This window comes from Streptomyces sp. NPDC001941 (assembly GCF_040296945.1).
In the GTDB taxonomy this organism is placed as follows: Bacteria; Actinomycetota; Actinomycetes; order Streptomycetales; family Streptomycetaceae; genus Streptomyces.
In genome coordinates this window covers 93,082-107,313 of the sequence record NZ_JBEOYE010000023.1, presented here as the reverse complement: position 1 = coordinate 107,313, position 14,232 = coordinate 93,082, and the positions used below count along the sequence as shown (strand labels likewise).

10 protein-coding genes and 1 pseudogene are annotated in these 14,232 nt (G+C 73.4%); 1 reads left to right on the top strand and 10 read right to left on the bottom strand.

All coding sequences use genetic code 11. From position 1 onward, the window contains the following. The 4 genes and pseudogenes from ABT160_RS18130 to ABT160_RS18115 form a co-directional block, all read right to left on the bottom strand. Positions 1–249 (bottom strand): annotated as a pseudogene (locus ABT160_RS18130) (hypothetical protein); the annotation flags it as partial. Further along, positions 221–1,180 (bottom strand): AAA family ATPase, encoded by a 960-nt coding sequence (locus ABT160_RS18125; RefSeq protein ID WP_351648604.1) that lies wholly within the window; start codon positions 1,178–1,180, stop codon positions 221–223. The gene ABT160_RS18125 and the pseudogene ABT160_RS18130, both read right to left, overlap by 29 nt. After that, a complete protein-coding gene (locus tag ABT160_RS18120; protein WP_351648602.1) occupies positions 1,177–3,243 on the bottom strand; it encodes a VMAP-C domain-containing protein in 2,067 nt (688 codons plus the stop codon). Before ABT160_RS18120 ends, ABT160_RS18125 begins: the two co-directional genes overlap by 4 nt. Beyond that, entirely contained in the window at positions 3,240–3,674 is a 435-nt protein-coding gene (locus ABT160_RS18115) for a CU044_2847 family protein (RefSeq protein WP_351648600.1), read from the bottom strand. The genes ABT160_RS18120 and ABT160_RS18115 overlap by 4 nt, the downstream gene beginning before the upstream one ends. A 196-nt stretch (positions 3,675–3,870) precedes the next feature. Between ABT160_RS18115 and fahA the strand changes: the two genes are divergently transcribed. Beyond that, on the top strand, positions 3,871–5,094 hold the full coding sequence (fahA, locus tag ABT160_RS18110) for a fumarylacetoacetase (RefSeq protein ID WP_351648598.1): 1,224 nt from the start codon (positions 3,871–3,873) through the stop codon (positions 5,092–5,094). 45 nt (positions 5,095–5,139) lie between these two features. On the opposite strand, the gene recQ is transcribed toward fahA, so the two are convergent. The 6 genes from recQ to nuoL form a co-directional block, all read right to left on the bottom strand. After that, complete coding sequence (gene recQ, locus ABT160_RS18105; RefSeq protein ID WP_351648596.1) at positions 5,140–7,011, bottom strand: DNA helicase RecQ; 1,872 nt, start codon at positions 7,009–7,011, stop codon at positions 5,140–5,142. Between the two features lie 158 nt (positions 7,012–7,169). Beyond that, positions 7,170–8,000, bottom strand: coding sequence for a dioxygenase family protein (locus tag ABT160_RS18100; RefSeq protein WP_351648594.1), 831 nt, complete (start codon positions 7,998–8,000; stop codon positions 7,170–7,172). A 38-nt stretch (positions 8,001–8,038) separates the two neighbouring features. After that, positions 8,039–8,959: a helix-turn-helix transcriptional regulator gene (locus ABT160_RS18095; protein WP_351648593.1), complete on the bottom strand. Its 921-nt coding sequence runs from the start codon at positions 8,957–8,959 to the stop codon at positions 8,039–8,041. A 145-nt stretch (positions 8,960–9,104) separates the two neighbouring features. After that, positions 9,105–10,766, bottom strand: a complete 1,662-nt coding sequence (gene nuoN, locus ABT160_RS18090; RefSeq protein WP_351648591.1) for an NADH-quinone oxidoreductase subunit NuoN — start codon at positions 10,764–10,766, stop codon at positions 9,105–9,107. Next, entirely contained in the window at positions 10,763–12,334 is a 1,572-nt protein-coding gene (locus ABT160_RS18085; RefSeq protein ID WP_351648589.1) for an NADH-quinone oxidoreductase subunit M, read from the bottom strand. The genes nuoN and ABT160_RS18085 overlap by 4 nt, the downstream gene beginning before the upstream one ends. A gap of 2 nt (positions 12,335–12,336) precedes the next feature. Beyond that, positions 12,337–14,232 carry an NADH-quinone oxidoreductase subunit L gene (nuoL, locus tag ABT160_RS18080; protein ID WP_351648587.1) on the bottom strand — a complete coding sequence of 632 codons (1,896 nt, stop codon included), beginning with the start codon at positions 14,230–14,232 and terminating at the stop codon, positions 12,337–12,339.

Sequence of the window (14,232 nt, the reverse complement as noted above, 5' to 3'; positions counted from 1 at the left end):
CGGGCGGCGGCGCCCCGGTGCGGGGGCGGGGGCGGCCGGGGGCACCGGTTCGGGAGGTCCGGGCGGCCGGCCGGGCGGCGGGGTGTGCAGGGCCAGCCAGAGCAGGTCGCCCAGTTCACCGGGGGTCGGGTCGTGGCCCGCCGCCCCGAGGGCCCGCCGCAGCCGGTCCAGCAGGACGGCGTCGGAGGGCGGGACGGCCGCGCCGCCGTCCCCGTACCCCTCACCCGGCGCCGGTGTCGCGGAGCTCACGCAGCACCGCCTCCTTCAGGTGCCGCTCCTCCGGCTCCACGCCGTGGCGCAACAGGTGCACGGCGTGCAGCAGTTGGTCGGTGGCCAGGTCGCCGAGCCTGCGGCGCTCCACGAAGCCCCGGATCAGCTCCCTGACCCGGTCCCAGTCCCGGTCGTCCGGGAAGTGCGCCCGGACGATCTCCTCCAGCTGCTCCTCCTCGGGGTAGCGCAGCTCCAGGCGCACGCAGCGGCGCAGGAAGGCGGCGGGGAACTCGCGCTCGCCGTTGCTGGTGACGACCACGAACGGGAACTCCTCGCAGCGCACGGTGCCGCCCTCGACGGTCACCCGCTCCCCCCAGTCCGCCGTGTTGACCCGCACGGTGCGCTGGTCCTCGGGCAGCCGGGCCAGCTCGGGGATCTGGAACTCGCCCTCCTCCAGGACGAACAGCAGGTCGTTGGGCAGGTCCACGTCGCTCTTGTCGAACTCGTCGATGAGCAGCATCCGGGGCCTCCCCCGGTGGCGGGTGGCCAGCGCGGTGCCGAGGGCCCCGAGGCGTACGTACGAACCGATGTCCCGCTCCACCGCCTCCCGTCCCGCGCCCTGCTGGTCGCGCAGCCGGCCGATCGCGTCGTAGCGGTACAGCGCCCCGTCCAGCGTGGAGCGGGTGTTGACCGGCCAGGTGAGCACCGGGCCCAGGTCCAGCTCGTCGGCGACCGCGCGCGCCAGGGTGGACTTGCCGGTGCCGGGCGGTCCGGTCACCAGCAGCGGGCGGCGCAGCCGCAGGGCCGCGTTGACCACGTCGACCTGGTCCCGGTCGATCAGGTAGCGGGTGCGGGCGCGCTGGGCCGACGGGCGGCGCCAGGGCGGCGGTTCCGGCAGCGGCACGTCGTCCGGGTACCCGGCCCCGTCGCCCCGGAAGAGCCGCTCCACCGGCGGACGTCCCCTGCTCATGCGGCTCCTCCGCCCTGTCCGAGCCCCCAGGCGCGGCCGAGGGGGCGCAACGTGCCCTGCCAGTACGCGGGCGACCAGCGCGGGTCCTCCCACACGAGCGCCAGGTTGGCCCCCGGATGGCCCTCGTCGGACCCGGCCGCCACCCTCAGCTCCCTCACCCCGCCCAGCAGCCTGCGGGGCCAGTCCTCGCGCACCAGCGGCCCGAGCACGGTCTCCTCGCTGCCCCCGTGCTCGCCCCGGCACCAGACCACGACCGGCACCCCCTGCTGGCGGCAGATGCCCACCAGCGGCGCGCGGCGCTCCACCGGGCAGCACAGGATCACGCAGGCCACGTCCGGGCGGACCGGGAGCTCCTTCTCCGCCTGCTCGCGGTCGCGCAGCACGAGCGGGCCGCGCCCCGCGGTGTCCCGGTGGCGCCAGCGCTCCTGCCACAGCGCCGTGCGCCTCATGGGCCGACCGCGCAGCACCACCGGCCGGTCCAGGCCGACCGCGCGCGGCCCGGCCTCGGCGGACGGCACCGGCCAGCGGTCCACGGGCCGCTCGTAGTCGCCGTCCTCCACGATGAACTCCACGTCCACCTCGGCGACCCGCTCCTCCAACTGCTCCACCGCCTGGGCCAGTTCGTGGCAGAGCCGGTCGCGCGGGGCGGGTTCGTCGGCGCACCAGCCGCCGGTCTGGACGTCCGCCTCGTCATAGGCCCTGATCTCGTACTCGTACACCTCGGGGCGCACCGCGCGCACCAGCCGCACCCGCACCACCGGGCGCCGCTCGCCGGTCACCGACGCGGCCCGGTCGCGGGCGCTGTCGCGGCACTCCTCCAGCGCGCCCGCCGGCACCCCGCGGCGCCCGGCCACGGTGTCCGACCAGCCGCACAGCCCGGCGCCGGCCGCGCCCCTGCGGGCCGCCGCCTCCTCCACGGCGCGCAGCAGGTGCGGCACGGTGACGGCGTCCCGGGGGCGGTGCGCCTCCAGGTGCTCGACCAGGGCGGACAGGTCGGGGACGGTGGCCAGCGGCACCCCGACCAGGCAGCCGCAGCGGGCGGCGGCCGCGAGCAGTTCCCGGTGGCCGGCGGGACCCAGCTCGCGGCACAGCTCCTCGTACTCGGCGGGCAGCAGCAGGCGGCGGTTGCCCAGCGCGGCCAGCGCCGTGAGCAGCGGACCCGGGTCGCAGTCCGCGGGCAGCGGGGTCAGCGCGGTGTGGTGGGCCAGCGCCAGGCCGCCGCGCGGGTGGGCGAGCACCGCCTCGACGAGCGCGGCCGGGGTGACCGGCGGGTGCCACAGGCCCAGTTCCTCGGCCATCCGGCGGCCCAGCCGGTGGGCGCGGCCCGGGGTGAGCTGCTCCCACAGGTCCTCGACCGCCTCCAGGAGGTCCCTGCGGCGCTCGTGCTCGCGGCGTCCGACGCCCTCGCCCAGCGGCCTCGGGGAGATCCCGGAGACGGCCAGGAAGGCGCGCACCCGGCCGGCCGCGATCCCGTACGAACGCGGGCGCCCGTCCTCGGTGGAGACCACGACGCCGACCGCCCGGCCCTGTTCGCGGTCCCACAGGGGCGCGCCGCTGAACCCCTCGTGCACCGCGAACGCGCCGTCCTCGGCGTTGAGCATCAGCCAGCGCGCGCCCAGCCTGGCCTTGACGACGACGTCGGCCTGGGTGCCCGCGGCGCCGGTGCCGTGCCAGGTCTGCAGGGTGCGGTACGGCTCGGTCTCGCCGAACGACACGGGGGCGCCTGGGACCGCCACCTCGACCAGCGCCAGGTCGCCGTCCCAGCGGTTGGAGTGCGGGTCGTCGCACGGCGGCTCCCAGCTCACCAGCCGCACCGGGCCGCCCAGGGGCTGTCCGGGCGCGGCCGGGCGGCTGAGCCCGACCCGGGCCAACTCCTCGTCGGCGGGCGGCTCCTGGCCCTTCTTGGGGCGGCCGAGCGCGGCGTTGAGCACGTGCGCGCAGGTCAGTACGTGCCGTTCGGCGACGTAGACGCCGGCGCCCACGGGCGTCCCGCTGCGGGCGCCGTGGACGGTGACCCAGGCGGCGGCCACCGCGACGTCGAGCGGGTCGGCGTCCGGGGTCACGAGTCGCCCCCGCCGCCCCCGGGGGTCTCGTCCGGCGGGCCGTCCGGGGGCGCGTCCGGGGTGCCGTCCGGGCCCTCGCCCGTGGGTTTCCAGACCGCCTTGACCACCAGGTTCGCCTCGCCGCGCGCGCTCACGATGCCCAGGCGCAGGTCGTTGGTGAAGCGCACCCCGATCTCGACGCCGATCTCGTCGGGGCGCACGGCGAGCCCGTTCACCGTCTCGTGCACGGTCTCCAGGACCGGGACCAGCGGGCGCAGCATCGTGCGCAGGGTGCCCCGGGCGGCCCGGGAGACCAGGCCGCCGGAGCCGGCGACCGGTTCGAGGTGGCCCGCGCCGGGTGGCGCCTGCGCGGCCTCGCCGAGCGGGCTGGGAAAGACCTCAAGCAGCACGGACTGGCCGTCTTCGAAGGTGAACTCGACGTATTCCCCCATGAGTTGACTGTGACAGAGTCCGCGCCCGCGGGAAGGGGGATTGCGCGATCGTGGCGGGGACCCGTCCGGCGGGCGCCGCCCGGACCTCCCGCCCCGCACGGCCTTTCCGGCATTCGCGGCAATTTCGGCACTGCCGCGCCGGGGCGCCCCCGACGTAACGTGGTCCCCACACCCGTGGAAAGCGAGGCAAGCAGCAATGCCCGAGCAGAGCCCGCTCGACCTGGCCGAGGGCGACCCCTTCGGCCCGCACAACCTCCCGTACGGCGTCTTCTCCACCGCCGGCGAACCCGACCGCCGCCGCCTCGGCGTCCGCCTGGGCGACCACGTCCTGGACGCGGGTGCCGCCGCGCACGCCCTGGGCTCCCCGTACGCGCGACTGCTCGCGCAGCCCAGCCTCAACCCGCTGCTCGCGGCCGGGCGGACCACCTGGCGCGACGTGCGCCGCGCGCTCACCGCCTGGGTGACCGTGCCCGCGCACCGCCCCGACATAGAGCCGCTGCTGCACCCGCTGGACACGGTGACCCTGCACCTGCCCTACGAGGTCGCGGACTACGTCGACTTCTACGCCTCCGAGCACCACGCGACCAACGTGGGGCGGATCTTCCGGCCCGACGGGGACGCGCTCACCCCCAACTGGAAGCACCTGCCGATCGGTTACCACGGGCGCTCCGGCACCGTCGTGGTCTCCGGCACCGACGTGGTGCGGCCCTCGGGGCAGCGCAAGGCGCCGACGGACCCGGCGCCGGTGTTCGGCCCTTCGGTGAAGCTCGACATCGAGGCGGAGGTCGGCTTCCTGGTCGGCGCGCCCTCGGCGCTGGGCGAGCCGGTCGCGCTGGAGGACTTCCGGGACCACGTCTTCGGGCTCTCGCTGCTCAACGACTGGTCGGCGCGGGACATCCAGGCCTGGGAGTACGTGCCGCTCGGCCCGTTCCTCGGCAAGTCCTTCGCCACGTCCGTGTCGGCCTGGGTGACCCCGCTGGAGGCCCTGGACGCGGCCAGGGTCACCCCGCCGGCCCGCGACTTCCCGCTGCTGCCGTACCTGGACGACTCCGCCGAGGAGGAGCCGGGCGGCTTCGACCTGCGGATCACGGTACGGATCAACGGCGAGGTCGTCGCCGAGCCGCCGTTCGCCACCATGTACTGGACGGCCGCGCAGCAGCTCGCGCACATGACGGTGAACGGGGCGTCGCTGCGCACCGGGGACCTGTACGGCTCCGGCACGGTCTCGGGCCCCGAGGTGCGCCAGCGGGGGTCGCTCCTGGAGCTGACCTGGAACGGGCGGGACGCGCTGGAGCTGCCCTCCGGGAAGCGGACGTTCCTGGAGGACGGGGACGAGGTCGTCCTCACGGCATGGGCCCCGGGCCCGGACGGCGTCCGGGTGGCCCTGGGCGAGGTCACCGGCACCATCCGCTCCCGCTGAGGCGGGGGCCGGGCCCGGGTCACCAGGGGTGACCCGGGCCCCGGCTCACCCCGTCTCCTCGGACGCCTGCGGCTCCTGGAACTCCTCGGACACCTGGGAGGCCACCACCTCCAGGACCGCTTCCCCGTACGTCGCCAGTTTCTTCTCGCCCATGCCGCCGATCTCCGCCAGGTCCGCCAGGCTCCCCGGACGGGTCAGCGCGACCTCGCGCAGGGTGGCGTTCTGGAAGATCACGTACGCCGGGACCCCCTGCTCCTTCGCCTGTGCCGCCCGCCACGCGCGCAGCGCCTCGAACAGGGGCTCCGCCTCCGGCGGCAGGTCCTCCGCCGGGGCCTTGGACTTCCCCGACTTCGCGGCGCGCGCCGCCTTGGCCGGCTTCTCCGGCTCGGTGCGCAGCGGCACCTCGCGCCGGCTGCCCAGCACCTCGCCGCTGGTGTCGGTGAGCACCAGCGTGCCGTACTCCCCCTCCACCGCGAGCAGCCCCATCGCGAGCAGCTGGCGGACCACGCCGCGCCACTGCGCCTCGGACAGCTCCTCGCCGATGCCGAACACCGACAGCTGGTCGTGGTCGAACTGGATCACCTTGGCGGTCCTGCGGCCCAGCAGGATGTCGATGATCTGGCCCGCGCCGAACTTCTGCCGACGCTCCCGCTCCAGGCGCCACACCGTGGACAGCACCTTCTGCGCCGCCACCGTGCCGTCCCAGGTCTTCGGCGGGGTCAGGCAGGTGTCGCAGTTGCCGCAGGCGGTGCCGTCGGGATCCTGGCCGAAGTAGGCGAGCAGCCGCGCCCTGCGGCACTCCACCGTCTCGCAGAGCGCCAGCATCGCGTCCAGGTGGGCGGCCGCGCGCCGCCGGAAGGCCTCGTCGCCCTCGCCGCCCTGGATCATCTTGCGCTGCTGGACCACGTCCTGCAGGCCGTACGCCATCCAGGCCGTGGACGGGCGGCCGTCGCGGCCCGCGCGGCCGGTCTCCTGGTAGTAGCCCTCGACGGACTTGGGCAGGTCCAGGTGGGCCACGAAGCGCACGTCGGGCTTGTCGATGCCCATGCCGAAGGCGATGGTGGCGACGACCACCAGACCGTCCTCGCGCAGGAACCGCGACTGGTGCGCCGCGCGGGTGCCCGCGTCCAGGCCCGCGTGGTAGGGCACGGCCTCCACCCCGTTGGCGCACAGGAACTCGGCCGTCTTCTCCACCGAGGCGCGCGAGAGGCAGTAGACGATGCCCGCGTCCCCGGGGTGCTCCTCCTTGAGGAAGGCGAGCAGCTGCTTCTTGGGGTCGGCCTTGGGCACGATGCGGTACTGGATGTTGGGCCGGTCGAAGCCCGCCTCGAAGTGCCGCGCCCGGTGCATCCCGAGCCGCTCGGTGATCTCCCGGTGGGTGGCCGGGGTGGCGGTCGCCGTCAGGGCGAGCCGGGGCACGTCGGGCCAGCGCTCCCCCAGCATCGACAGGGCCAGGTAGTCCGGCCGGAAGTCGTGCCCCCACTGGGAGACGCAGTGCGCCTCGTCGATGGCGAACAGGGAGATCTTGGCGCGGCCCAGCAGGTCCTGGGTGGCGTCCAGGCGCAGCCGCTCGGGGGCCAGGTAGATCAGGTCGAGCTCGCCCGCGAGCAGCTCGGCCTCCACGGTGCGCCGCTCGTCGAAGTCCTGCGAGGAGTTGATGAACCCGGCCCGCACGCCGAGCGCCCGCAGCGCGTCCACCTGGTCCTGCATCAGTGCGATCAGTGGTGAGATCACCACGCCCGTACCCGGTCTGACCAGGGCGGGGATCTGGTAGCACAGGGACTTGCCGCCTCCGGTGGGCATGAGCACGACGGCGTCTCCGCCGCCGACCACCTGCTCGATGATCGCTTCCTGCTCGCCCCGGAAGGCCTCGTAGCCGAAGACCCGGTGCAGGGTCTGAAGCGCCTCGCCGCTCATCGCGTCGTCCCCCGTCGTACTGGTGCTGGTGCCGGTGTCACTCCAGCCACCTTAGGGGGCCCCGCTGACAACCGGCGGCGGACCGGCCACGTCCGGGCCGGTCCGCCGCCTCCCACACGACCGGGAACCGCTCCCCGGCGCCGGGGTGGGCGGGCGCGTCAGCCCGCCCGCCACAGCGCGGGAGTGTTCGGCGGCTCCCAGCCCGTCTGCGCGGTGTGCCCCTGGAGGCACGTGTAGCCGACCCCGCCGTAGGTGACCCTGGCCCCCGCCGCGTACGCCGTGCCGGCCGCCCAGGTGCCGCCGCCGGGCGCGGTCGGGGTGGGCGTCGGCGAGGGGGTGCCCGGGTCCTGGGGCACGTTGAGCACGAAGTCGAAGGCGGCCTCGCGCCCGGAGCCCCCGTCGCGGACGGTCATCAGCAGCCGCGGGTCGAAGATGGTGTCCGTGTTGTTGCGCGGCTCGCCGGGGAAGTAGAGCTGCGTGGTCAGGACCGGGCGGCCGGGCGCCTGGACCTTGACGTGGATGTGCCGAGTGCGGCCGGGGTAGAGCCCGGGGACGATCGTGGACAGCTTGAACGCGCCCTGCGCGTCGGTGAACTGGTGGCCGCGGAAGCGGAACCCGCTGTTGTCGTACGCGCCGTTGACGTCGGCCTGCCAGAAGTCGAGGAGCGCCCCGGCGACCGGGCGGCAGGCCAGGCCGAAGACGTAGCCGCTGACGCTGAGCCGGGTGCCGGGCGTGCCCGCGTCGACCAGGGAGGTGCGCAGCGGCGAGTTCGGCTTGAAGTAGGGCCCCTCGGTCTGCGGGACCGTGGGGTCGTCGCCGTCGTCGCAGGAGGGGGTCGCCTCGGGCGCGGCCGGGCCGCCGGAGAGCGTGCGGGCCAGCGCGGGCACGCCCATCAGGGCGAGGGGGACGGCGGCGCCCGCGGCGACCGCGGCCCTGAGGACCGTCTTGCGGCTGGGCTGCCCGGGGAGCTGCTCGTTCGTGCCGTCCATGCCGACTCCTGTGATGCGTAGGGGGGTTGGCAATGAACCTAGGGAGCGGGCGCGGCCCGGGCGATGGACTCGATCCGGTGGTCGTGGTGTTTATCCCCACCCGGCCCGGCCGGGCCGTCCCCGCCGTCCCGGCGGAAGCCCCCGGGGCTGGTGCCGGTCTCGCGGCGGAAGAAGCGGCAGAAGTAGGCGGGGTCGTCGAAGCCCACCCGCGCCGCGACCTGTCGCACGGTCAGTTCGGTGCGGGCGAGCAGCCGTTTGGCCTCGCTGGTGCGGGCCTGGCGGACCAGCTCCCCCGGGGTCCGCCCGGTGGCGTCCTTCACCACCTCGGTCAGGTGGCTCACCGACACCCCCAGCCGCCCCGCGCAGCCGCCGACCGTCAGCGCGGCCGGGTCGGTGTCCGCGAGCAGCCGCTCGAACTCCCGCGCCACCGGCGCCGTCCGGGCGGCTCCCTCGCCGGCCGGTGCGGCGAGCCGCCGCCCGGCCCGCACGACCAGGATGTGCAGCAGGGCCCGCAGTACGGAGTCGAAGCCGCCGTCGCCCGTCCGGTACTCCCGGTCGAGCTCGGCCACCAGCGACCCGGCCCAGCCCGCCGCCCGGTCGTCCAGGCGGCGCCAGGGCGCGTGCCCGAGGCGGCGCAGCGCCTCCCGGTCGCCGGGGTGGTCGAGCAGGAAGTCCTCGGTGAACAGCACCACGTAGCCGTCCAGGCCGGTCACGCCCTCCCAGTGGTGCAGCTGGCCGGGCAGCACGAACCCCAGGTGCGGGGGGTCGAGCCGGGCCCGCTCCAGGTCGCGGACGTGGGTGCCGGCGCCGTGGGTGACGTACACGATCTCGTAGAAGGTGTGGCGGTGCGGGAAGTCGGCGCGGGACATCGGGCCGATGGAGTCGAAGGTGCCGATGGCGAACGGCAGGGCGTTGGGCATCGGGACGTCCAGGCGGTGCATCGGGAAGGCGGTGCGCATCCTCCCCACCCTCCTTCCGTGCTGGTCCAGACCACCTGTCACGATGGCACGCCCGACTCCGGTGCGCCACAGGGCCGTTCCGGCCGTACGCACGAGGGCCCGGCACCCTCGCGGGGTGCCGGGCCCTGGACCGTACGGAGCCTGGCTAGCGGACGAACACGCCCGCCTGGTTCGCCAGGTCGAGGAAGTACTGCGGGGCCAGACCCAGGACGAGGGTCACCGCCACGCCCACCCCGATGGCCGTCATGGTCAGCGGCGAGGGCACCGCCACCGTCGGGCCGTCGGCCTTCGGCTCGCTGAAGAACATCAGCACGATCACGCGGACGTAGAAGAAGGCCGCGATCGCCGAGGAGATCACGCCGACCACCACCAGCGCGCCCGCGCCGCCCTCGGCCGCCGCCTTGAACACGGCGAACTTGCCGGAGAAGCCGGAGGTCAGCGGGATGCCCGCGAAGGCCAGCAGGAAGACCGCGAACACCGCGGCCACCAGCGGCGAACGCCGCCCCAGACCGGCCCACTTGGACAGGTGCGTGGCCTCGCCGCCCGCGTCGCGCACCAGCGTCACCACGGCGAACGCGCCGATCGTCACGAAGGAGTACGCGCCCAGGTAGAAGAGGACCGAGGAGACGCCGTCCGGGGTCGCCGCGATCACACCGGCGAGGATGAACCCCGCGTGCGCGATCGAGGAGTACGCCAGGAGCCGCTTGATGTCGGTCTGGGTGATGGCCACGATCGCACCGGCCAGCATGGTGACGATGGCGACGCCCCACATGACCGGCCGCCAGTCCCAGCGCAGGCCCGGCAGCACCACGTACAGCAGGCGCAGCATCGCGCCGAACGCCGCGACCTTGGTGGCCGCCGCCATGAAGCCGGTGACCGGGGTCGGGGCGCCCTGGTAGACGTCCGGGGTCCACATGTGGAAGGGCACCGCGCCCACCTTGAACAGCAGCCCCGTCATCACCATGGCGAAGCCGATGAGCAGCAGCGCGTCGTTGCCCATGGTGTCGGCGAGCGCCGGGGTGATGTCCGTGACCGTGCCGTCCACCACGTCGGCGATGCGGCCGTACGAGACGGAGCCCGCGTACCCGTACAGCAGGGCGATCCCGAACAGCAGGAAGGCCGAGGAGAACGCGCCGAGCAGGAAGTACTTCACGGCCGCTTCCTGCGACATCAGCCGCTTGCGGCGGGCGACGGCGCAGAGCAGGTACAGCGGCAGGGAGAAGACCTCCAGCGCGATGAAGAGCGTCAGCAGGTCGTTGGCCGCCGGGAAGACCAGCATGCCGGCGACCGCGAACATCACCAGCGGGAAGACCTCGGTGGTGGTGAAGCCCGCCTTGACGGCGGCCTTCTCGGCCTCGCCGCCGGGCACCGCCGCGGCCTGGGCCGCGAAGGAGTCGGCCCGGTGGCCGTGGTCGGACGGGTCCAGGCGCCGCTCGGCGAAGGTGAACACCGAGAACACCGCGACCAGCAGGATGGTGCCCTGGAGGAACAGCGCGGGCCCGTCCACCGCGATGGCGCCCATCGCGGCGACGTGCGCCTTGCTGTCGGCGCCGGAGCCCGCGTAGCCGTCCGCGGCCAGGGCGACCACCGCGGCGAACGCGGCGGCCAGGCCGAAGAAGCTCAGGAACACCTGGGTGTAGTAGCGGCCCTTGCGCGGTACGAAGGCCTCGGCGAGGACGCCGAGGATCGCCACGCCCACCACGATGAGGACCGGGGCGAGCTGGGCGTACTCGATGTGGGGGGCCGGGATCTTCTCGATCGGGTCGGCCGCCGTCGTCCACAGGCTGTGGACAGCTGTCGCACTCACTTCGCTGCCTCCGCCTCGGGCTCGGGGTCGGTCTTCTGCACGTCGGACAGGGTGTGCTTCACCGCGGGGTTCACGATGTCGGTGAGCGGCTTCGGGAACACCCCGAGGAACAGCAGCAGCGCGATCAGCGGCGCCACCACCAGCAGCTCACGGGCCCTGAGGTCGGGCATCTTCGCCACCTCGGCCTTCACCGGACCGGTCATCGTGCGCTGGTACAGGACCAGCGTGTACAGCGCGGCGAGCACGATGCCCGTGGTGGCGATGATCCCGACCACCGGGTACCGGCTGAACGTGCCGACCAGGACCAGGAACTCGCTGACGAACGGGGCGAGTCCGGGCAGCGACAGGGTCGCCAGGCCGCCGACCAGGAAGGTGCCCGCGAGGACCGGGGCGACCTTCTGCACGCCGCCGTAGTCCGCGATCAGGCGCGAGCCGCGGCGCGAGATCAGGAACCCGGCGACCAGCATCAGCGCGGCCGTCGAGATCCCGTGGTTGACCATGTAGAGCGTCGCGCCGGACTGGCCCTGGCTGGTCATCGCGAAGATGCCCATGACGATGAAGCCGAAGTGGGAGATCGACGCGTACGCCACCAGGCGCTTGATGTCCCGCTGGCCGACCGCGACCAGCGCGCCGTAGACGATGCTGATCAGCGCGAGCACCAGGATGACCGGCGTCGCCCACTCGCTGGCCTCGGGGAAGAGGCCCAGGCAGAAGCGGAGCATCGCGAAGGTGCCGACCTTGTCGACCACCGCGGTGATCAGCACGGCCACCGGGGCGGTCGCCTCGCCCATGGCGTTGGGCAGCCAGGTGTGCAGCGGCCACAGCGGCGCCTTCACCGCGAAGGCGAAGAAGAAGCCGAGGAACAGCAGCCGCTCGGTGTTGGTGGCCATGTCCAGCGAGCCGTTGGCGCGGGCCTCGGCGATCTGCTGGAGCGAGAAGTTGCCCGCGACCACGTAGAGCCCGATGACCGCGGCCAGCATGATCAGGCCGCCGACCAGGTTGTAGAGCAGGAACTTCACGGCCGCGTACGAGCGTTGGGCCGCGGCGTTCTCGTCGCTGCCCGTGTGGGCGCGGTCCCCGAAGCCGCCGATGAGGAAGTACATCGGGATGAGCATCGCTTCGAAGAGGATGTAGAAGAGGAAGACGTCGGTGGCCTCGAAGGAGAGCACCACCATCGCCTCGACCATCAGGATCAGCGCGAAGAAGCCCTGGGTGGGGCGCCAGCGCGGCGACTTGGTCTCCAGCGGGTCGGCGTCGTGCCAGCCGGCCAGGATGACGAACGGGATGAGTACGGCGGTCAGGGCGATCAGCGCCACCCCGATGCCGTCCACGCCCAGCTCGTAGCGGACGCCGAAGTCCTTGATCCAGGCGTGCGACTCGGTGAGCTGGTAGCGGTCCCCGCCGGGCTCGAAGCGGACCAGGACGACGACCGCCAGCGCGAGCGTGACCAGGGAGAAGAACAGCGCCAGCCACTTGGCGGCGGTGCGGCGGGCGGCGGGCACGGCGGCGGTCAGGACCGCGCCCACCGCCGGGACGGCCGCCGTGGCCGTGAGGATCGGGAAGGACATGGTCACACCGCCCTCATCAGCAGGGTCGCGGCGATCAGCACCGCCGTACCTCCGAACATCGAGACGGCGTAGGAGCGGGCGAAGCCGTTCTGCAGCTTGCGCAGCCGGCCGGACAGGCCACCGACCGAGGCGGCGGTGCCGTTGACCACTCCGTCGACCAGCGAGTGGTCGACGTACACCAGGGAGCGGGTGAGGTGCTCGCCGCCGCGGACCAGGACCACGTGGTTGAAGTCGTCCTGGAACAGGTCGCGGCGGGCGGCCCGGGTGAGCACGGAGCCGCGCGGGGCGGTGACCGGGACCGGGCGGCGGCCGTACTGCAGCCAGGCCAGGCCGACGCCGACCACCATCACGACGATGGTGGACGCGGTGATCGCGGCCGCGCCGATCGGCGGGTGGCCGTGCTCGAACTTGGTGACCGGCTCCAGCCAGCCGACGAAGCGGTCGCCGATGGAGAACAGGCCGCCGGCGAAGACCGAGCCGAAGGCCAGCAGGACCATCGGGATGGTCATCGACTTCGGCGACTCGTGCGGGTGCGGCTCGTGGCCCTCCGCGTCCGGCTGCCAGCGCTTCTCGCCGAAGAAGGTCATCAGCATCACGCGGGTCATGTAGAACGCGGTGACCGCCGCGCCCAGCAGGGCGCAGGCGCCGAGGATCCAGCCCTCGGTGCCGCCCTTGGCGAAGGCGGCCTCGATGATCTTGTCCTTGGAGAAGAAGCCGGACAGGCCGGGGAAGCCGATGATGGCCAGGTAGCCCAGGCCGAAGGTGACGAAGGTGACCGGCATGTGCTTGCGCAGCGCGCCGTACTTCCTCATGTCCACCTCGTCGTTCATGCCGTGCATGACCGAACCGGCGCCGAGGAAGAGGCCCGCCTTGAAGAAGCCGTGCGTCACCAGGTGCATGATCGCGAAGGCGTAGCCGATCGGGCCGAGGCCCGCGGCCAGCACCATGTAGCCGATCTGCGACATCGTCGAGCCCGCCAGGGCCTTCTTGATGTCGTCCTTGGCGCAACCGACGATCGCACCGAAGAGCAGCGTGACCGCGCCGACGATGGTGACCACCAGCTGCGCGTCCGGCGCCGCGTCGAAGATCGCGCCGGAGCGGACGATCAGGTAGACGCCGGCGGTGACCATGGTGGCGGCGTGGATGAGGGCCGAGACCGGGGTCGGGCCCTCCATCGCGTCACCGAGCCAGGACTGCAGCGGCACCTGGGCCGACTTGCCGCACGCGGCGAGCAGCAGCATCAGCGCGATGGCCGTCAGCTTGCCCTCGGAGGTGTTCCCGACGGATTCCAGGACCGGCCCGAAGGCGAACGTCCCGAAGGTCGTGAACATCAGCATGATCGCGATCGACAGGCCCATGTCGCCGACCCGGTTGACCAGGAAGGCCTTCTTCGCGGCGGTGGCCGCGCTGGGCTTGTGCTGCCAGAAGCCGATCAGGAGGTACGAGGCGAGGCCGACGCCCTCCCAGCCGACGTACAGGAGCAGGTAGTTGTCGGCGAGCACCAGCAGGAGCATCGCCGAGAGGAAGAGGTTGAGGTACGCGAAGAAGCGGCGGCGGCGCTCGTCGTGCTCCATGTACCCGATCGAGTACACGTGGATGAGCGTGCCCACCCCGGTGATCAGCAGGACGAAGGTCATCGACAGCTGGTCGAGCTGGAAGGCGACGTCCGCCTTGAACCCCCCCACGGGGATCCAGCTGAACAGGTGCTGGTGCAGGGAGCGGTCCTCCGCGCCCTTGCCCAGCATGTCGATGAAGAGCACCACGCCGATGCCGAAGGAGACGGCGGCGAGCAGCGTGCCCAGCCAGTGGCCGACGCGGTCGAGCCGGCGTCCGCCGCAGAGCAGGACGGCGGCTCCCAGCAGGGGCGCCGCGACGAGCAGCGCAATCAGGTTGTCCAC

Excerpts from the sequence above, each read along its gene's own strand:
- ABT160_RS18125 (WP_351648604.1), bottom strand. The coding sequence starts at position 1,180 with ATGAGCAGGGGACGTCCGCCGGTGGAGCGGCTCTTCCGGGGCGACGGG.
- ABT160_RS18085 (WP_351648589.1), bottom strand. The coding sequence starts at position 12,334 with ATGTCCTTCCCGATCCTCACGGCCACGGCGGCCGTCCCGGCGGTGGGC.
- ABT160_RS18115 (WP_351648600.1), bottom strand. The coding sequence starts at position 3,674 with ATGGGGGAATACGTCGAGTTCACCTTCGAAGACGGCCAGTCCGTGCTG.
- recQ (WP_351648596.1), bottom strand. The coding sequence starts at position 7,011 with ATGAGCGGCGAGGCGCTTCAGACCCTGCACCGGGTCTTCGGCTACGAG.
- ABT160_RS18095 (WP_351648593.1), bottom strand. The coding sequence starts at position 8,959 with ATGCGCACCGCCTTCCCGATGCACCGCCTGGACGTCCCGATGCCCAAC.
- fahA (WP_351648598.1), top strand. The coding sequence starts at position 3,871 with ATGCCCGAGCAGAGCCCGCTCGACCTGGCCGAGGGCGACCCCTTCGGC.
- ABT160_RS18100 (WP_351648594.1), bottom strand. The coding sequence starts at position 8,000 with ATGGACGGCACGAACGAGCAGCTCCCCGGGCAGCCCAGCCGCAAGACG.